This is a genomic window from Halorussus pelagicus (assembly GCF_004087835.1).
In the GTDB taxonomy this organism is placed as follows: domain Archaea; phylum Halobacteriota; class Halobacteria; order Halobacteriales; family Haladaptataceae; genus Halorussus; species Halorussus pelagicus.
Map to the genome: position 1 here is coordinate 1,929,342 of NZ_CP035119.1, position 17,042 is coordinate 1,946,383.

Here is a 17,042-nt window from a genome sequence, read left to right on the forward strand (position 1 = left end):
AGCCTTGGTTTTTCGGCGAGGTATTCGGGGAGTCGTCGCAGGCGGAGGCGAATTGACTCGCGGGGTCGGACCGACTCGCTCTCTTGGACTGCCTCGCCCGCCCGGACCGCCCCGCTTTTCACCGCCGACCGCCAACTCCGAGTCAGAATCAGCCGTGCGACAGTTCTCCGCCGACTACCTCCGAGACACGCGCCGCGGGATGTGGGACGACCGCGCGGCGCTTTCCGACCTGCGACTCGACTCCCGAGAGCGCGTCCTCGACGTGGGATGCGGCACCGGCGAACTCTCCCGCGTCCTCGCCGAGGAGACGCCCGGCGAGGTAATCGGGGCGGACGCCGACCCGGACCTGCTCGCGGTCGCCCGCGAGCAGGCCGGAATCGAGACCGCCGCGGCCGACGCGCTCCGCCTGCCCTTCCCGGATGACACCTTCGACCTCGTGGTCTGTCAGGCCCTGCTCATCAATCTCCCCGACCCCGCCGCCGCGGTGGCCGAGTTCCGGCGGGTCTCCTCGGACCTCGTGGCCGCGGTCGAACCCGACAATGCCGCGGTGTCCGTCGAGTCCACGGTCGCGGCCGAGAGCGACCTTGCGGGGCGCGCGCGCCGGGCCTACCTCCGGGGCGTCGAGACCGACGTGACGCTCGGCGGGGAGGGCACCCGCGAGGCGTTCGCGGCGGCCGGACTCGCCGACGCGACGACCCGCCGCCACGTTCACGCCCGGACGGTCGAACCGCCCTACGCCGAGCGAGACCTGCGCGCGGCCCGCCGGAAGGCCAGCGGCGAGGCTCTGGCCGACGACCGGGCGACCCTGCTCGCTGGCGACCTCTCGGCGGCCGAGTACGACGACCTGCGGACCGACTGGCGCAAGATGGGCCGGGCCGTCATCAAGCAGATGCGCGCGGGGGAGTACCGCCGCGCGGAGGTCGTCCCCTTCTACGTGACCGCCGGGTCGGTGTGAGTTCGAGCGGGTCGCCGCGCTCGCGTGCCAACCTCTTTATCTCTTCTCGCTAACGTTCCAAGCGTCATGTTCGAGGATATCCTCCTCCCGGTTGACGGGAGTTTAGGGGCCGACGCCGCAGTCGGGCACGCCGCAGACATCGCCGACCGATTCGACGCGAGCGTCCACGTCCTGTTCGTTGCCAGCACGAACCGCGATAGCGTAACCGTGGTCGGGGGCGACGTAGTGGACGCCTTGGAGCGCGAGGGCGCAGACATCGTGGACCCCGTGGCCGACGACGTTCGGGCGCGGGGCGTCGATTGTGACTCTGAAGTCGTGCAGGGCGACCCCGCGGCGACCATCGCGGAGTACGCCGACTCGCGCGGGATGGACCTCGTGGTGATGGCGACGCAGGGCCGGACGGGTCTCTCGCGCTACTTGCTCGGGAGCGTCACCGAGAAGGTCGTCCGCCTCGCTGGCACGCCGGTCCTCACGATTCGAACTCACGAGGAGGCCCGCACCTCGTTCCCCTACGAGAACGTCGTCGTCCCGACCGACGGGAGCGCGGCGGCGAGTGCGGCCGCCGACCGCGCGACGGACCTCGCGGCGGCCGTGGACGCCACCCTTCACGCCGTTTCAGTGGTCGAAGAGGCATCGCTCGGGTTCGACGTGCGCTCGGCGTCCGTCAGCGACGAACTCGAAGCCATCACCGAGGACGCGATAGCCGACGTGGCCGCCACCGCCGCCGACGCGGGCGTCGAGCGCGTCCGCGAGAAAGTCCTTCGCGGGCGCGTCCATCGGGCGATTCTCGACTACGCGGCGGACACCGACGCGGACCTCCTCGTCATGGGAACACGCGGCCGGGGCGGAACCGACCGAATCCTCCTCGGGAGCGTCGCCGAGCGCATCGTCCGCACGTCGCCGATTCCCGTCCTGACGGTGCGCCGGTAGGCCACAAGTGACGGCCGCGCGACTCGAAAAGACATATCGGTCCCCTCCGCGTCGGTGCTCGTATGGACTCACGAATCCGAACGCACGCCGATATTCTCGTGGACCACTGCACCGACCTCGACCCGAGCGACGACGTGCTGATTCGGGCACCACCGGTCGCGGAGGACCTCGCTGTCGCCGTCGCCGAGCGAGTCGGCGAAGTAGGCGCAAACCCCTCAGTGTCGCTCCAGAGCGAGCGCGCGACGCGGGCCTACCTTCAGGCGAGCGACGCCGAGGACTTCGAGACGCCCGAGCATCTGCTGGCGATGATGGAGTCCGCCGACGCCTTCATCCTCGTCACGGGCGACCTGAACACCGCCGAACTGAGCGACGTTCCGACGGAGAAACTCGCGGCGTTCCGACGCGCCCGGCGACCGATTCAGGAGGCCCGCATGGGCAAGCGCTGGGTCGGGACGCAGTTCCCGGCGTCCGGCAGCGCCCAGAAGGCCGAGATGAGTACCGAAGAGTACGAGGAGTTCGTCTACGAGGCGGTCAACAAGGATTGGGAGGCCCAGCGGGACCACCAGCAACAGATGGTCGAGATTCTGGACCCCGCCGAGGAGGTCCGTATCGTCTCTGGCGACACGACCGACATCCGGATGAGCGTCGCGGGGATGAAGACGGTCAACGACGACGGCAGGAAGAACCTCCCCGGCGGCGAGGTGTTCACCGCGCCGGTCCCCGACTCGGTGGCGGGCGAAGTGCTGTTCGACAAACCCCTGCTCCGCCACGGCCGCGAGATACAGGACGCCTACCTCCGGTTCGAGGACGGCGAGGTCGTCGAACACGACGCCTTGAAGAACGCCGACCTGCTGGCCAGCATCCTCGACACGGACGAGGGCGCGCGACGACTCGGCGAACTCGGCATCGGGATGAACCGCGACATTGACCGATTCACCTACAACATGCTCTTCGACGAGAAGATGGGCGATACGGTCCACATGGCAGTCGGAAAGGCCATCGAGGAGACCGTTCCTGAGGGCCAACCGCTCAACGAGAGCGCGGTCCACACCGACATGATAGTCGATATGAGCGAGAACTCGTTCATCGAGGTAGACGGCGACGTGGTCCAGCGAAACGGTACGTTCCGGTTCGAGGACGGTTTCGAGGAGTAGCGCAGTTTTTCACCGACGTTTGTGCGAGGAGCGTCGCCGAAGGCGACGCGACGAAAGACGGTCTCCCCAGTTCTACTGCAAGCATACGGCGCGAAGCGCCGTTTCGCCGCGAGCGAAGCGAGCGGGGCTTTTTCATCGACGTTTTTGCGACGAGTGGTGCCCGCAGCGAGCGAAGCGAGCGAGGACACCCGAGGAGGAAAAAGGTCGGAGGAAAACGGTCGTGCTATACCACGTCGCCGCGGACCGTCGCGCCCTGTTGGCGCTTCCGGTAGGATTCGACGGCCTCGGCGGCCTCGTCGGTGTTTGCCTCGTCCATCCCCAGCATCTCCAGCGCGTCGGGGAGCGTCGGGAAGGCGAGTTCGCTCTCCCGGAGTTTGCGGAGGGCGTCGTCGCTGCGCTGGCCTTCCGCCCAGAGGCAGACGCCTCGCGGGTCCAGAATTTGCTCGTAGCTCTCGCGCTGGATGGCTCCCCGCAGTCGCTGGGTCACGTTGTCCTCGAAGCTAGAGTTGCACACTTCGAGGTGGACCGGTTCGTCGTCGGGCAGGAGGTGGGCGGCCAGACACTTTTCGGGCGCGACGTGTCCGTTGTCGTTGGCCCGGATGAACTCGGGGAACTGTTCGGCCCACTCCGCGCGGACCGTCTTGCCGACGCCCTCGACGCCGTGGGACTTGTGGAACCGCTCGGCGGCGTCACCGTCGTCGCCGCGCAGGAGGAGGTCCTTGGTAACGTACACGTCCAGTCGCTCCACCGGGTCGAGTCCGAGCGCCGCGTCGCCGTAGACCCACAGTTCACGGACCGGCACCGGCATCGTCTCGTTCTCGACGGCGTCGAGGATGTCCTCGACGCGCTCGATGGCCTCGTCTCGATTCATTGCCAGCGTGTTGGTCGTCGGTCGGGTTAACGGTGGCGTGTCCGGATTCGTCGGTGGTTCGAGACTCGAGGTTCCGACGAAAAAGGCGAAGGGCTAGCTTTAGACTTGAACACAGGAGACCACCGCACAGCACCGCGACCGCGGACCTCACACCTCCCCAACCGCCTGCGGTCCTCGGCCACAGGCCTGCGGTCCTCATCCACCGGAAGACAAACCACGTCTTCCGAGTCTGCGCTCACGTCCGTTCGCGCAGACCTCGCGCGGTTGGTGCGACGGCGCAGGTGCGCCGTCGCACCAGCACGCGCCGGAGTAAAAAACCGAGGTCGGCGCGCGTCCGTCGAAAGTCGAAGAGAGCGCGGGCCGACGGCGACGCCTCGAAATCGCCGCGTAGAAATCGAAACTCGACCTCGTCGTGGGTCAGTTCTCGGCCGCGACCGCCTGCTGGTCGTCGTACTTGTCGCGGAACTCCTGAACCAACTGGCCCATCTTGGCGTACCAGTCGTTGAGCATCCGTTGCATGTCGTCGGCCACCTCGTCGGGGTCGGTCGGTCGGTAGACGTGGTAGTAGCCGCCCTGTTCGTAGTTGACCTGTTCCTTCTGGACGAATCCGGACTGGAGGAGACGCTGGATGGCCCGGTAGGCCGTCGAGCGCTCGCGGTCCACTCGGTCGGCCACCTCGTCGATGGTCAGTGGTTCGGCGCTCTCGACGAGGACCTGAAAGCACTCGCGGTCGAGTTCCTTCAGCCCGTGGATGCACTCCAACAGGCCCTCACACTCCATGTCCTTCTGCAGGTATTCGGCCATCGAGTCTGCCATTCTTAGCGGCCAGTACGGACCAAACACGTAAAAGGATTTGCATAGTCTGCACAACACTGCGCCGTACGGCCGTCGGGTCAGTCGCTGGCGGCCGACGCCGCGCTCCCGTCGGCGGTCCGCGAGCGCCAGATGCCCTGCGCGTACGCGCCGAGGAACATCCCGCTGATAGCTATCAGGACGGGGTAGTTCCCGATGCCGACGCTGGCGTAGGCCGCGCCCGGACAGATGCCCGAGATGCCCCATCCGACGCCGAAGATGACCCCGCCCGTGAGGACGTTCCGGTCGAACGACTTCAACCGTCGAGCGTATGCTCGCCCGGTCAGCGGCGCGCGGTCGAGGACGTTGACCCCGATTGCGAACGCGGTTCCCGCGACGACCGACCCGACGCCCAGCACGAACAGCAGGCCGAAGTCCTCGAACTGGAGGAAGTCCAGCACGACTTCGGGACGGGCCATCCGACTCAGGCCGAGTCCGAAGCCGAATATCAAGCCGCCGACCACGACGACGGGCAGGAACAGGGGGTGGCGGTCCCGCTCGGTCCCCGTTGCTCCGCCGTCCCCGCTGTCTCCGTCGCCTTCTCTCTTCGGGGCGCTCACGGCGACACCCCCGCGGCCTGCACGAGTTGCGCGGTCACGATGGCGACGCCGAGGAACGTCGCCACGTTGACCAGCGAGGTGGGAGCCACCGACCCGACGCCGCAGATGCCGTGGCCGGAGGTACACCCCTTTCCGATTCTGGTGCCGACGCCGACGAGGACGCCCCCGACGAGGAGACGCCACCACGACACCTCGGTCGTCCATCCGAAGTCGCCGAACGCCAGCGCGTAGACGGCCGCGCCAGCGACGATACTCAGCGTGAACGCGACTCGCCAGTCCCGCGACGCGATGTACTTCGCGCGGTTGAACCGCGACGCCTCGGAGATGTACGACAGCGTGGATTCGAGGAACGTGCTCGCGCCCGCGGGAATCGCGGTGGCGAGGTAGATGACGGCGGTGCCCAACCCGATGAGCGCGCCGCCCGCGGCGTACCGCCAGACTCCGTTCGGGAAGAGGTCCGCGAACGTTACCAGTGGTTCCATGGTCTCAGTCCTGCGTCGCTTCGCCGTCGGTCATCGCGTCGGAACTCGCCGCGCAGTTGTTCGGGCCGAGTTCCAACTCGAAGGCCTCTTCGTCGCTCTGTTCTTCCTGCCCGAGGTTCGTCGCAATGACCTCCTCGTAGTTCGCGGGCCGGGGCGGCATGTCCGAGAGGACCAACTCCACGAACTCGTCTTCGTCCAGCGTCAGCGCGTCCATCGTCTCCTTCAAGTTGCCGATAGTCTCTGTGTAGGTGCCGTCCTCGCGGGTGTCGGCGGCGTCGCTGAAGTGTGCGCCACCCACAATAACGTCGTCGTCGAGCGTGAGGATGCGCTCCTGTAGCGACTCGTAGAGCTGGCGGGCCGCGTCGGGCGCGCCCTTGTCGCCGCTCTCCAAGTCGGGTCGGGCGACGCTCTCGGCGAACAGGCCATCGCCCGTCAGCAAGACCGCGCCGTCCACGAGGTAGGAGGTCATTCCGGAGGTGTGGCCGGGCGTGAAGACGGTCTCTATCTCCACATCGCCGACCTGAAACACGTCGCCGTCCTCGGCGTCGGTCACCGCGCCGTCGTAAGTGACGCCGCGGTCGATTGCCACGCTCGGGAGAACGCCCTCGATACCCTCGGCGGCGAGCGCGCGGACGCCCGAGACGTGGTCGGCGTGGACGTGCGTGTCGATTGCGTACGTCAGGTCCGCTCCGAGCGCGCGGGCGTCCTCGCGGTACCTCTCGGTGAACGCTCGCAGGGGGTCGATGACCGCGGCGTCGTCGCCGGAGACGACGAGGTAGCTCATGCAACCGCTGGACGGGCGCTGGTACTGCGCGACGGTCGCGTCGGTGTCGGCGTCGATTTCGACGGACTCGAAGATTCGCGCCCAGCCTTGCATGCCGTCCGCGAGGGTGTGGGCGTCGTAGCCGCGCTCGACGAGTTCGCCAGCGACGTACTCGCTGGACTCTCCTTTTCCACAGAGGACGGTAATCTCGCGGTCGTCGGGCAGTTGCTCGAAGACCTCCTCGTCGGGGTCGCCCGCGAGGAACTCGAAGTAGGGGACGTTCGAACTCTCGACGTTCTCGCCGTCGATGGCCCACTCGTCTACGTCGTCGGGGACGCGCGTGTCGAGGATAAAAACCTCCTCGCCGCTCTCGATGCGGTCTTTCAGGGTTTGGGGGTCGGTGCTTTCGACCTCCACGTCCGGAGTTGGGAACTCTGGTTCGCTCATTACGTCTTATCCAATCGGTTGCTCCCTGATAAGCATTTCTATAGTTTTGCACAATACTTGCAATACACGCTTCGCGGTTGCCGTGGTGTCGCTGTGGCGTCTGATACGGAATCAGCGTAAAGCGTCTAGAATGCTGTTCTAAGCGCCTTTTGTTCCGCCCTGTACTGAACACACCGGAATATCCTTGAAAAGAGAAATGGACAGTAAGCCCAAGAACCAACAACTTTTTATCCTCGACACCGGTATTGCTTAGTACGCACAAGACAGAACACTGGTGATACAATGAACGACGCATACGACGTTACTGAGACGCTCGACGTGAAAGGACAGTCCTGCCCGATGCCCGTCGTCAAGTCCAAGCAGGCGACCGACGGACTCGACGACGGCGACCTGCTGGAAGTGATTGCGACCGACGCCGGGAGTGTGAGCGACATCGAGGGATGGGCGAACACGACCGACGGCGTCGAACTCGTTGACCAGCGAGAGGGCGACGACGTGTACAAACACTACGTCCGCAAGACCGAGTAATCCATGAGCACGGACACGCAACCGGCGGCCGAGACCTCCGGCGACACCGAAGACGTGGCGGCGCTCCGCGCTCGCGTCGAGGAGTTGGAGACCGAACTCGGCGAGGTGAAAGCCGAGGTCGGGGACGACCGGAAGAAGATGACCATCGTCGCCACGAAGGGGACCTTCGACATGGCGTACCCGCCGCTCATCCTCGCCAGCACTGCGGCCGCGTTCGGGTGGGATGTCGTGGTTTTCCACACGTTCTGGGGACTGGATATCCTCCACGAGGAGAAGTCCGAGAACCTGAAACTGAGTGCGGTCGGCAACCCGAGCATGCCGATGCCCGACGCTGTCGCCGCGCTCCCGTTCATGGACTCGATGGCGACCAGGATGATGGAGTCGAAGTTGGACGAACAGGGCACCGCGACCATCGGCGAACTCATCGAACTGTCGCTCGATACCGGCGTGGACTTGCAGGCCTGCCAGATGACGATGGAACTGATGGACTACGACGAAGCGGAGTTTTACGACGAGGTGACGACCGGCGTCGGCGCGGCCACCGCGCTCGAACACATGGCCGACGCCGACATCCAGTTGCTCGTCTGAGTTCTGCTCGAAACACCCTTGCTCGCGGTCGGTTCGGCGTGGCTTCGTACTAGTTTATAATAAACCAATTTCTGCTATATAGAATTCCACTCTTCGCTGCCTTCGGACAGAATCTGAACACGCGATGAAACGCTTGACCCTCCCGAAAATAGGGTCTAAGTCGAGCTAACGAACCAACAGGTCGAGTTGGTGCGCGCAGTAGACCAACTCGGCGTCGCCGATTTGCTCGCGGCGTCGTGTTGCCCACTCCGCGATGCGGTCGTCCTTGATTCCGCCTTCCTTGCGGACCGCTCCGGCGACCATCGCCACGATGCAGTCGAGAAAATACGCCTCGTCGGCGGGATAGCCCCCCTCACGCGGGTGGACGACCCAGTCGGACCCGGCCGCCGCGAGGACCTCGCCGGTCTCGCTAGCTTCCGCGAGGAGGTGGCGTCCGGCCCGACTGTCGCCCCCGTCGTCCAGATGCCGGTGAAACGAATCGAGGAATCGCTCCTCGAAGTCGGGGTCGTGAACCGGGTCGAAACTCGTCGCGCCGTCGTAGGTGATAGGGCAGTACGCGAGACCGTCGGACGCGAGCGCGCCCCGGAACGCCGCGAGCGCGTCGGCGGGGTCCGCCAGATCTACGAAGGCCTGAGCCACCACGAGGTCGAACTCGCGGTCGGTCGCATCGAGGAACTCGAAGGCGTCGGCGGTCCGAAAGCGGACCTCGGTCCGGCGCTGTCCCCGAGTGAGGACGACTCGGTCGTCCGCGTTCTCCCCCGCGCGCCGGACCGCGAATCCGCGCGGGGCGGCCCACGCTGGCAGACGCTCGCGCGCGAACGCGACGTTCTCCGGGTCGATGTCGAGCGCAGTGTACTCCACGCGGTCGGGAGGCCACGGTCGAGCGAGCAGTCGGGTGACACTCGACCCGATTCCCGCCCCGACCTCCAGCACGCGAAGTCGGTCATCTTCCCGGCCGCGAATCTCCTCGGCGAGTCGGGTCTCGACGCGGCGGTCGAGCGCGCGGTCGTCCACGCTTCGCTTGGCGGAGAGATAGCGTTGGAAGTTCACGGCGCGGTCTCCCTCGGCGCGGACTTCGACGCCTCGGCGACGGTTTCGAGGAAGCGCCGGGCCGTCGTCATCGACTCGTCCCACCCCGGATGGCGCTCGAAGCGTCGCCGGGCGGCCAACCCCATCTCTCGCAGGCGCTCGCGGTCCACGCAGAGCGTTTCGACAGCCTCGGTGACGGCCGCGGAATCTCCGGGCGCGACGAGAAAGCCGTCCTCGCCGCGGGTCACGAGTTCGGTCGCACCGCCCGCGCTCGTTGCGAGCGCGGGCAGACCGAACCCCATCCCCTCCAAGTAGACGATGCCGTAGCCCTCGAACAGCGAGGGGACCGCGAGCAGGTGGCTTTCGGCGAGGCGGTCGGCGAGCGCGGCGTCCGAGAGGCGACCCTCGAAACGCACCGCGTCGGCGATTTCGAGAGATTCGGTCCGCTTTCGGACCGTTCGGGCGTACTCCTCGTCGGTCGCGCTCCCGACGACCGAGAGTCGCCAGTCGCCTGCGACGCGGGCCAGTCCGTCGAGCAGGACGTGGAGACCCTTCCGCGGGACAAGGCTCCCGACGAAGACGATTTCGAAGGGGTCGCGCTCGGCGCGGGCGGCGATTCGCTCCGGAGTGATTTCCGGGTCGAATCGGTCGCCCGCGGGTCTGACGACGGCCGAGGGGCGCGGGGAGCGAGGTCCGGCGAGTCGCTCGGCGGCGCGCCGGGTCGCCTCGCTGGCGTAGAGCGCGGCGTCGGTCGAGCCGAGGTAAAGGCGCTCTACGGCCCGGTAGACGACGTTCTGCCACGCGGGCCACTGCTCGCTCGCGCGGAGGTGGTGGACGACTGCGACGATTGGGACCGAGACGGCGCGATTGTGCCCGACCAGCGAGGGGTGACAGAGTTCGTCCTCGACGAGCAGGTCGAACCCCCGGAGTCGGCGGCGGAGCGAGCGGCGGACGCGAGGGTCGAGGTGGTCCGCGAGCGCGCGAGGGTAGTCGCGCCACGGCAGGGAGACGACGGTGACGCGGTGGCCCGCCTCGCGGAGCGCGCCCGCCAGTTTCCGGTCGTAGAGGAACCCGCCCGTCGTGGTTTCGAGGTTGCCGTACACCACGAGACCGACGTGCATCGTCAGACCTCGCGGCGGTGGGAGGCCCACGCCACGTCGTCCTCTTGCAGTTTGACGGTCAGGGCATCGATTTCCGGCGCGTCGAGACCTCGCCGGAATCGCTCGCCGAAGACGCGCGCGAAGTGTTCGAGACTCGGGTTCAACCCCTCGAACGCGGGCAGGTCGTTCAGCGTGGCGTCCCGGTAGCGGGCGACCGTGGCGTCGATTCGATCCTCGACGGCGTCGATGTCCGCGAGATAGCCGTGTTCGTTCAGTTCCTCGCCAGCCAACTCGACCGTCGCGGTGTAGTGGTGAGAGTGGAGGTCGCCCTCGGGACCGGGGTCGGGGACCGTCAGGAAGTGCTGTGCCACGAACTCGCGCTGGACCGTGACGGCGTACATACCACGTAGGCCACGACGGCGACGTTCTTGAAAGCCGGGGGCGAACTCGGTGGGAGTTTTGAGTGGTGTCGGCAGTAGCGCACTTCCCCTCCCCGTCCACCCGTAGCTATCGCTCTCCCAGTCAGTATTCGAAGACCACACCGAGCGCCTCGCCTGGGCGCTCGTCCAGCAGTTCGTACGCTTTCCTCGCCTCACTGATTCCGAACTCGTGAGTCACGAACCGCTCGGGGTCACTCTCGCGCAGGCGGTCCCACGCAACGTCCATCCGGCGCTCCTTTGACCACCGACCCCGGAGTTCCGGGTCGATGGTGCTGACCTGACTGCTCTCGACGCTGACGCGACTCCGGTGGAATCGCCCGCCGAGGTCCAACTGGGCGGGTTTCGTCCCGTACCACGACCCGACGACGACCCGGCCGTCGTACCCCGTCGCCGCGATGGCCGAGTCCAGCGCGTCGGGACAGCCCGAGAGTTCGTATGTCAGGTCCGCGCCCGCGATTTCGTCATCGGGGGTTTCGGTCTCGCTGCCGCCATTCTCGAACCGGTGCCGAACGCGCTTTCCGGCGTCGCCCTCGGGGTCGAACGCCGCGTCGGCACCGAGGGCGAGCGAGCGCTCGCGCCGCTCGGGGTAGCAATCGAGAGCGACCAGTTCCGCGAGCGGGAACTCCCCGAGAAGCGCCGTCGTGAGCAGGCCGACCACGCCCTGCCCGAAGACGACCGCGCGCTCGCCGAGTCGGGGCGCGCCGTCCTGCACGAGATTCACCGCGGTCTCGACGTTCGGCAGGAACGCGGTCCCGGTCGCCGAGCAGTCGTCGGGCACGGCCAGCACGTCTTCGACGGGCGCACAGAAGTGGCTCTCGTGGGGGTTGAACCCGAACACGCGCCGGTCGAGCCACGACGAGTCCACGCCCGGTCCGACGGCCTCGACCCGGCCGACGGCGGCGTAGCCGTACCGGAGCGGGTACTCGAAGGTGCCCGCGAGCGCGTCGATGGTCGCGTCGGCGGCCATCCCGGTCGGCACCTCGCCGCGGTAGACCAGCAGTTCCGTGCCGGGGCTGACCGCCGACCGCTCGGTTCGAACCCGGACCTCGCCCTCGTCGGGGTCGCGTCTCTCGCGTTCGCGCACCTCCACCGCCCGCGGTTCCGTGAAGTAGAGTGACCGTGGCATATTCCCCCTGACGGCGCTCGGCCGCCCGACAGGGGTACGCGAGGGCGGCTTAATGATTCTTCGGCCCCCGAAACCGTCGGTCTCACCGAGCGGAGCCGCCGAGGACCGTTTCGACCGCGCCGCAGAGTCGCTCGAACAGGGGTTTTGCCACCGGGTTTGCGCCGACGCCGAGGTACGCGCGCTGTGGCGCAAACTCCCCCGAACGCATCCGGAGCGCCAGCGCCACCGCGCGGTGGTTGCCGTCGGCGACGTAGCGAGGCACGCACCCCTCGCGCGTCGAGACGACTAGCGGGCCTTGGGGCATCTCGTCTACGAAGTCGAGAACAGTCTCCACGTCCACGCCGGTCTCGGCGGTCAGTTTCTCGGGGTCCTCGCTGGCGATTCGGTCGGCCGCGCTCCGCACCGTCCCGTCCGGCGAGAGGTCGCGCCACCGGAGGTTCGCGGGACCCGCGACGACTCGGAGGTCCGCGAAGTCAGCGCGGTCCAGCGTCGTCTCGTACCACGTCACCGGGGCGTCCCGCCAGACGAACGCCGCCGCGCCGGGTTTCCTGTCGAGCAGTTCGTCGAGGGCTTCCCGCTCGGACAGCGAGTCGATGGGAAACCACTCGGCGTCGGGGTGAGACCGCTCGACTCGAAGCCACTCTCGGAGGACCTCGACCTGAGCAACGCGGTGCATCCGACGGGACTACGCGTCGCATGCACTCAATTCCACCTCTCGTTCGGACGGCATCGAGCGGTAACCACCGATTGTAACTCGCGAGAACGCCACCCCGTTCGCCGCTCGCGGACGCGCTCGCTGGGGGCGATTCGACCCGAATTAACAGCAGATTTACGCGACTGGTAGCATCTCCCCAACAGAGTTATTGGTCGTTTCCCTTCCCGGCGATACTCTGGATATATTTTACGGTCTGCGGGTATTAAGTCCGGAAAATCCTAACTCTCGAACCGGCATGGTGTCACCTGACCAATTCGACGCACTGACGTACTGGACCCTGTGGATAACCGCGGCCGCGATGGGCGTGGGGGCCGTCGTCCTCTACGTCAAAGGCCGAGACATATCCACGGAGGAAGGCCGCGAACACGCGGTCGTATCCATCTTCATCCCGGCCATCGCGGCCACGATGTATCTCGCCATGGCGCTCGGGTTCGGCGTCTCCCGAATCACGCTCGCTGGCGGCCAAGAACAGCTCGTATTCTGGGGTCGATACGCTGACTGGGCCGTGACGACGCCGTTGTTGTTGCTTGACCTCGCACTGTTCGCGGGCGCGGACCGCGAGACCATCGGGACGTTGCTCGGACTCGACGTGTTCATGATAGTCACCGGGTTCTTCGCCGCAAGTTCGGCCCAGCCCGCGAACCGCTATCTCTGGTGGGCCGTGAGTTCGGGCGCGTTCGTCGTCATCCTCTACGTCATCTTCGCCAAACTCCCGACGTTCGCCAACAGCTACGGTACCGACCGCGCGAGCAGTTTCGGCAACCTCCGGAACCTGTTGGCTGTGCTGTGGTTCGCCTACCCCTTGCTGTGGGTGGTCGGTACCGAGGGTGCCAGCGTGGTCCCGCTCGGCATCGAGACGGTCGGCTACGCCGTCCTCGACATCACCGCGAAAGTGGTGTTCGGCTACGCCCTACTGAGTAGCGTTGCCAGTCTCGCACCGCGTCGCCGCGAGACCGAGACCGGTGCTGGCGTCACGGCCGACGACTGAGCGCCCCGACGAGTCGCCTCGCGTCGGTCGAGTCGGTGAAGAGTAGCCGACCATACGGCGAGGCGACCCGGACGCGGCTGCCGCCACCGAACCGATTTTCAGGGCCGGTTTCGAAACCCCGCGAACGCCCGCGACTCGGGAGACAACACTAATGCCCGCGCTCACCTACGTCGAGTTCCTGTCAATTTTCCTCGCGGTGCCGATTGCGGCACTGGCGCTCGCAGTCGCCAGCGAGACCGACAACCCCCGTCGCGTCCTCGCGGGCGTGACCGCGCTGGTCTGCATCGCGGTCAGCTACACTGCGCCGTGGGACAGTTATCTCATCAGCCGGGGCGTCTGGACCTACGGCGAGGGCGTCGTGGCGGTCCGCTTCGCCCGCGTTCCCCTCGGCGAGTGGCTGTTCTTCGTCCTCCAGACGACGGCGACCGGTCTCTGGTATCACCTGCTCGCGCCCGCCATCGACCCCGCGCTTCCCGGCAGAGATAGCCCCAGAAGGCACGACGCTCGGACCTTGAGCGCGCGGACCGCGGGGGCGGCCGGATGGCTCGCGCTCGCGGCGCTCGGCGGTGTTCTCGCAGTCGCCGGGTCAGGCACGTACTACCTCGGGATGATTCTGGTCTGGGCCGCGCCCGTCCTCGCGTTCCTCTGGGCGGTTGGCGGCCCGGTCCTCCGGCGCGACCGCCGACTGCTCGCCGCCGCAGTGGCGGTTCCGACCCTCTACCTCTGGGTCGCCGACTGGTACGCCATCCGGACCGGCCTTTGGGCCATCGCTCCGGAGTACAGCACGGGACTGCTCGCCTTCGGTCTCCCGGTGGAGGAGGCAGTCTTCTTCCTGCTGACGAACCTCCTCGTCGTGCAGGGTCTCGTGCTGTTCGACTGGGTGGTCGCCCGCGCGGCCGAGCGCGACCCGACGTACGCGGTGGCGGGACTCCTCCCGGACGGACTCGCTCGGCGCGTCCTCGGTTCCGGTCCGACATCGCCGGACTCCGCATCCGGGAGCGAGTCGGCGGATTCGGCCGCGGCCGAATCCGCCTCGCGCGACGAGTCCGCTGGGGGCGACCGTGAAGCGGACATCCTTGCTCGCGCGCTCGTCCGACTCGCGGTCGCACCCGCGTCGGTCGCGCTCGCGCTCGTCGCCGCGCTCTTCGGTCTCGGCGCGGGCGGCGACCTCCCGATAGCGGTTCGCTACCTCCCGTTTCTCGCCAGCCTCGTCGTCTTCGGCCTGCCTCACGGCGCGGCCGACCACCTCGCAGTCGGGCGACTCGGCGGCCGTCACCCGCTAGTCGCGGTCGGCGTGGCCTACCTCGTCGGCGGCGCACTCTATCTCGCGCTCTGGCTGGTCGCGCCCCTCCTCGGGTTCGCCTCCTTCATCCTGCTGACGTGGTACCACTGGGGGCAGGGCGACCTCTACGTCCTGCTCGCGGTCGGCGACCACCTCCGGACGCGAGGCCAGCGCCTGCTCGCGCTCGCGGTCCGGGGCGGTCTCCCGATGGTGGTCCCGCTGGTCGCGTTCCCCGAGGTCTACCGGTCGGTCGCCGCCGCGACGGTTCGGCTGTTCGACCCCGGTCTCGTCGGCGTCGCCGCGCTCGACGCCGCGTTTCGGCCCGAAACGCGGCTCGCGGTCGGGGGCGGACTGGCCGCGCTCTCGCTGGCGGCGCTGGCGCTCGGTGGCGTCCGCGGCGGCTGGCACAGTCGCGGCTGGCGAATCGACGCGCTCGAAACCGCGCTTCTCTGGGCGTACTTCCTCGTCGTGCCGCCGGTCCTCGCGGTCGGTCTCTACTTCTGTCTCTGGCACTCGGTCCGCCACGTCGTCAGGCTTCTCGCAGTCGAAGACGGCGGGAGTTCGCTCGCGCCGGGCCGACTCGATGTGGGACTCGCCGGATTCGCTCGGGACGCGTTCCCAAATACGGTCGGCGCGCTCGTCGTCCTCGGCGGACTCGCGGTTCTCGCGCCGCCCGAGGAGGGTTTCCTGTCGCTCCTCGCGCTGTATCTGGTGCTACTGGCAGTGCTGACCCTTCCACACACCGCGGTCGTGACGTGGATGGACCGGCGCGAGGGCGTCTGGTCGGTCGAGTCGGGTTAGCTCGCAGCGTCGTCGCTGGCGGCCTCATCGTCTTTTCGAAGTAACTCGCGGATGTCCTCCTCGTCCAAGAGATCCACCAGACTCTCGCCGTTCTCCCACGCGGCTATCTCCTCGGCGGTCAGCCAGTTCGTGGGGTCTCGGCCCGTCGCGTCCATCAACTGCGAGAGTTTCTCGTCCAAGTCGTCGGGGTCGTACCCGCCTACAGGCATGCGTTCTTGCACGACGCGAGTTGTCTTGGCTGTTCGGGCGCAGAGAACTGTTCACCGAGACGGCTGTACGGGTGGAAAATAGACGTTTCGTGGGTTTCGCCGTGGTTTCGCTCGACGCCGGGCGCTTGCTCGCGCCCCGGAAATCGGCTCGCCGATTTTCGTGCCGAGCGCGATTTGATATATCGAAGAGAGATTTATCAGTGCGAGGCGAAACCGACAAACGCCCGGACCCGAAAGCCACACGCGATGGACTGCGACAAATGCGGCCGCGAGTCGGTCATGCACGCCGCGTACTCGGGGTTGCACCTCTGCGAAGACCACTTCGTCGCCTCCGTGGACAAGCGCGTCCGGCGTCGCATCCGCGAGGACGACCTCGTGCCGAGCGACGCTACCCCCGAAAATCCACAGACGTGGGTCGTCGGCCTGTCGGGCGGGAAAGACAGCGTCGTGCTGACCGACATCCTCCACCGGACCTTCGAGAAAGACCCCCGAATCGAACTCGTCGCGCTGACGATTCACGAGGGCATCGAGGGCTACCGCGACGAGAGCGTGGACGCCTGCGAGGAGTTGACCGAAGAGTTGGAAATCCGCCACGAACTCGTCACCTACGAGGAGGAGTTCGACGTGCGGATGGACGACGTGGTCGAGAAAGACCCCGAGGGCATGGCCGCCTGCGCCTACTGCGGGGTGTTCCGCCGGGACCTGCTCTCGAAGTACGCCGAGAAGTACGACGCCGACAAACTCCTGACCGGCCACAATCTGGACGACGAGGCCGAAACCGCGCTGATGAACTTTCTGGAGGGCGACGTGGCCCAAGTCGCCAAGCACTTCGACGCGAGTTTAGGCAACTTCGAAGAGCGCGGCGAACAGGACGACTTCGTGCCGCGCGCGAAACCGCTCCGGGACGTGCCCGAGAAGGAAGTCGCGCTCTACGCCCACCTGAAAGACCTCCCGGCGCACATCACGGAGTGTCCCCATGCCGAGGAGGCCTATCGCGGCGAGATTCAGGAACTGCTCTACCAACTCGAAGAGAACCATCCGGGCACGCGCCACTCGATAATGGCTGGCTACGAGGAACTCGCGGCGCTGGCCGCCGACGAGTTCGGCGCGCGCGACGGCGGTTCGACCGACCTCGGCGAGTGCGAGCAGTGTGGCGCGTCCACGACGCGGGACATCTGCCGGAAGTGTTCGCTGTTAGAGTCTATTCACGCAGTCTGACGCC

General features: G+C 67.0%; 19 protein-coding genes. 8 read left to right on the plus strand and 11 right to left on the minus strand.

The window, feature by feature from the left end; all coding sequences use genetic code 11:
• The first annotated feature begins 154 nt into the window (after positions 1-154).
• From EP007_RS09655 to EP007_RS09665, 3 genes are all read left to right on the plus strand, one after another.
• Positions 155-955: a class I SAM-dependent methyltransferase gene (locus EP007_RS09655; RefSeq protein WP_128477456.1), complete on the plus strand. Its 801-nt coding sequence runs from the start codon at positions 155-157 to the stop codon at positions 953-955.
• A gap of 66 nt (positions 956-1,021) precedes the next feature.
• On the plus strand, positions 1,022-1,885 hold the full coding sequence (locus EP007_RS09660; RefSeq protein WP_128477457.1) for a universal stress protein: 864 nt from the start codon (positions 1,022-1,024) through the stop codon (positions 1,883-1,885).
• Positions 1,886-1,947: 62 nt separating this feature from the next.
• Complete coding sequence (locus EP007_RS09665; protein WP_128477458.1) at positions 1,948-3,039, plus strand: aminopeptidase; 1,092 nt, start codon at positions 1,948-1,950, stop codon at positions 3,037-3,039.
• 223 nt (positions 3,040-3,262) lie between these two features.
• On the opposite strand, the gene EP007_RS09670 is transcribed toward EP007_RS09665, so the two are convergent.
• The 5 genes from EP007_RS09670 to EP007_RS09690 form a co-directional block, all read right to left on the minus strand.
• Positions 3,263-3,910, minus strand: coding sequence for a DUF7095 family protein (locus EP007_RS09670; RefSeq protein ID WP_128477459.1), 648 nt, complete (start codon positions 3,908-3,910; stop codon positions 3,263-3,265).
• Positions 3,911-4,327: 417 nt separating this feature from the next.
• Positions 4,328-4,726, minus strand: a complete 399-nt coding sequence (locus EP007_RS09675) for a helix-turn-helix domain-containing protein (protein ID WP_128477460.1) — start codon at positions 4,724-4,726, stop codon at positions 4,328-4,330.
• Positions 4,727-4,803: 77 nt separating this feature from the next.
• Positions 4,804-5,244: a YeeE/YedE family protein gene (locus EP007_RS09680; protein WP_243700483.1), complete on the minus strand. Its 441-nt coding sequence runs from the start codon at positions 5,242-5,244 to the stop codon at positions 4,804-4,806.
• Positions 5,245-5,318: 74 nt separating this feature from the next.
• The gene (locus EP007_RS09685) at positions 5,319-5,804 is read right to left on the minus strand and encodes a YeeE/YedE family protein (RefSeq protein ID WP_128477461.1); all 486 of its coding nucleotides are present in this window, start codon (positions 5,802-5,804) and stop codon (positions 5,319-5,321) included.
• A gap of 4 nt (positions 5,805-5,808) precedes the next feature.
• Positions 5,809-7,014 (minus strand): MBL fold metallo-hydrolase, encoded by a 1,206-nt coding sequence (locus EP007_RS09690; RefSeq protein ID WP_128477462.1) that lies wholly within the window; start codon positions 7,012-7,014, stop codon positions 5,809-5,811.
• A gap of 282 nt (positions 7,015-7,296) precedes the next feature.
• Here EP007_RS09690 and EP007_RS09695 point away from each other — a divergent pair, with 282 nt between their 5' ends.
• Together EP007_RS09695 and EP007_RS09700 are read left to right on the plus strand one after the other, a co-directional pair.
• Positions 7,297-7,542 (plus strand): sulfurtransferase TusA family protein, encoded by a 246-nt coding sequence (locus EP007_RS09695; RefSeq protein ID WP_128477463.1) that lies wholly within the window; start codon positions 7,297-7,299, stop codon positions 7,540-7,542.
• A 3-nt stretch (positions 7,543-7,545) separates the two neighbouring features.
• Positions 7,546-8,130 carry a DsrE/DsrF/DrsH-like family protein gene (locus EP007_RS09700; protein WP_128477464.1) on the plus strand — a complete coding sequence of 195 codons (585 nt, stop codon included), beginning with the start codon at positions 7,546-7,548 and terminating at the stop codon, positions 8,128-8,130.
• 165 nt (positions 8,131-8,295) lie between these two features.
• On the opposite strand, the gene EP007_RS09705 is transcribed toward EP007_RS09700, so the two are convergent.
• From EP007_RS09705 to EP007_RS09725, 5 genes are all read right to left on the minus strand, one after another.
• Complete coding sequence (locus tag EP007_RS09705; protein ID WP_128477465.1) at positions 8,296-9,180, minus strand: class I SAM-dependent methyltransferase; 885 nt, start codon at positions 9,178-9,180, stop codon at positions 8,296-8,298.
• Positions 9,177-10,280 carry a glycosyltransferase family 4 protein gene (locus tag EP007_RS09710; RefSeq protein ID WP_128477466.1) on the minus strand — a complete coding sequence of 368 codons (1,104 nt, stop codon included), beginning with the start codon at positions 10,278-10,280 and terminating at the stop codon, positions 9,177-9,179. Before EP007_RS09710 ends, EP007_RS09705 begins: the two co-directional genes overlap by 4 nt.
• 2 nt (positions 10,281-10,282) lie before the next feature.
• The gene (locus tag EP007_RS09715) at positions 10,283-10,660 is read right to left on the minus strand and encodes a 6-pyruvoyl trahydropterin synthase family protein (RefSeq protein ID WP_128477467.1); all 378 of its coding nucleotides are present in this window, start codon (positions 10,658-10,660) and stop codon (positions 10,283-10,285) included.
• 121 nt (positions 10,661-10,781) lie between these two features.
• Positions 10,782-11,825 carry a zinc-dependent alcohol dehydrogenase gene (locus EP007_RS09720; protein ID WP_128477468.1) on the minus strand — a complete coding sequence of 348 codons (1,044 nt, stop codon included), beginning with the start codon at positions 11,823-11,825 and terminating at the stop codon, positions 10,782-10,784.
• A gap of 82 nt (positions 11,826-11,907) precedes the next feature.
• Positions 11,908-12,501 carry a hypothetical protein gene (locus tag EP007_RS09725; RefSeq protein WP_128477469.1) on the minus strand — a complete coding sequence of 198 codons (594 nt, stop codon included), beginning with the start codon at positions 12,499-12,501 and terminating at the stop codon, positions 11,908-11,910.
• 277 nt (positions 12,502-12,778) lie between these two features.
• On the opposite strand from EP007_RS09725, the gene EP007_RS09730 reads away from it, so the two are divergent.
• Positions 12,779-13,528, plus strand: coding sequence for a bacteriorhodopsin (locus EP007_RS09730; protein ID WP_243700360.1), 750 nt, complete (start codon positions 12,779-12,781; stop codon positions 13,526-13,528).
• 151 nt (positions 13,529-13,679) lie between these two features.
• On the plus strand, positions 13,680-15,611 hold the full coding sequence (locus EP007_RS18260) for a beta-carotene 15,15'-dioxygenase, Brp/Blh family (RefSeq protein WP_128477471.1): 1,932 nt from the start codon (positions 13,680-13,682) through the stop codon (positions 15,609-15,611).
• Here EP007_RS18260 and EP007_RS09740 read toward each other — a convergent pair.
• A complete protein-coding gene (locus tag EP007_RS09740; protein WP_128477472.1) occupies positions 15,608-15,820 on the minus strand; it encodes a hypothetical protein in 213 nt (70 codons plus the stop codon). The two genes, EP007_RS18260 and EP007_RS09740, sit on opposite strands and share 4 nt — an antisense overlap.
• A gap of 246 nt (positions 15,821-16,066) precedes the next feature.
• On the opposite strand from EP007_RS09740, the gene ncsA reads away from it, so the two are divergent.
• Complete coding sequence (ncsA, locus tag EP007_RS09745) at positions 16,067-17,038, plus strand: tRNA 2-thiolation protein NcsA (RefSeq protein WP_128477473.1); 972 nt, start codon at positions 16,067-16,069, stop codon at positions 17,036-17,038.
• The last annotated feature ends 4 nt before the right edge of the window (positions 17,039-17,042 follow it).

Coding starts and splice junctions, on each gene's coding strand:
- EP007_RS09660 (WP_128477457.1), top strand. CDS start 1,022: ATGTTCGAGGATATCCTCCTCCCGGTTGACGGGAGTTTAGGGGCCGAC.
- EP007_RS09665 (WP_128477458.1), top strand. CDS start 1,948: ATGGACTCACGAATCCGAACGCACGCCGATATTCTCGTGGACCACTGC.
- EP007_RS09670 (WP_128477459.1), bottom strand. CDS start 3,910: ATGAATCGAGACGAGGCCATCGAGCGCGTCGAGGACATCCTCGACGCC.
- EP007_RS09675 (WP_128477460.1), bottom strand. CDS start 4,726: ATGGCAGACTCGATGGCCGAATACCTGCAGAAGGACATGGAGTGTGAG.
- EP007_RS09685 (WP_128477461.1), bottom strand. CDS start 5,804: ATGGAACCACTGGTAACGTTCGCGGACCTCTTCCCGAACGGAGTCTGG.
- EP007_RS09690 (WP_128477462.1), bottom strand. CDS start 7,014: ATGAGCGAACCAGAGTTCCCAACTCCGGACGTGGAGGTCGAAAGCACC.
- EP007_RS09695 (WP_128477463.1), top strand. CDS start 7,297: ATGAACGACGCATACGACGTTACTGAGACGCTCGACGTGAAAGGACAG.
- EP007_RS09700 (WP_128477464.1), top strand. CDS start 7,546: ATGAGCACGGACACGCAACCGGCGGCCGAGACCTCCGGCGACACCGAA.
- EP007_RS09710 (WP_128477466.1), bottom strand. CDS start 10,280: ATGCACGTCGGTCTCGTGGTGTACGGCAACCTCGAAACCACGACGGGC.
- EP007_RS09715 (WP_128477467.1), bottom strand. CDS start 10,660: ATGTACGCCGTCACGGTCCAGCGCGAGTTCGTGGCACAGCACTTCCTG.
- EP007_RS09720 (WP_128477468.1), bottom strand. CDS start 11,825: ATGCCACGGTCACTCTACTTCACGGAACCGCGGGCGGTGGAGGTGCGC.
- EP007_RS09725 (WP_128477469.1), bottom strand. CDS start 12,501: ATGCACCGCGTTGCTCAGGTCGAGGTCCTCCGAGAGTGGCTTCGAGTC.
- EP007_RS18260 (WP_128477471.1), top strand. CDS start 13,680: ATGCCCGCGCTCACCTACGTCGAGTTCCTGTCAATTTTCCTCGCGGTG.
- EP007_RS09740 (WP_128477472.1), bottom strand. CDS start 15,820: ATGCCTGTAGGCGGGTACGACCCCGACGACTTGGACGAGAAACTCTCG.
- ncsA (WP_128477473.1), top strand. CDS start 16,067: ATGGACTGCGACAAATGCGGCCGCGAGTCGGTCATGCACGCCGCGTAC.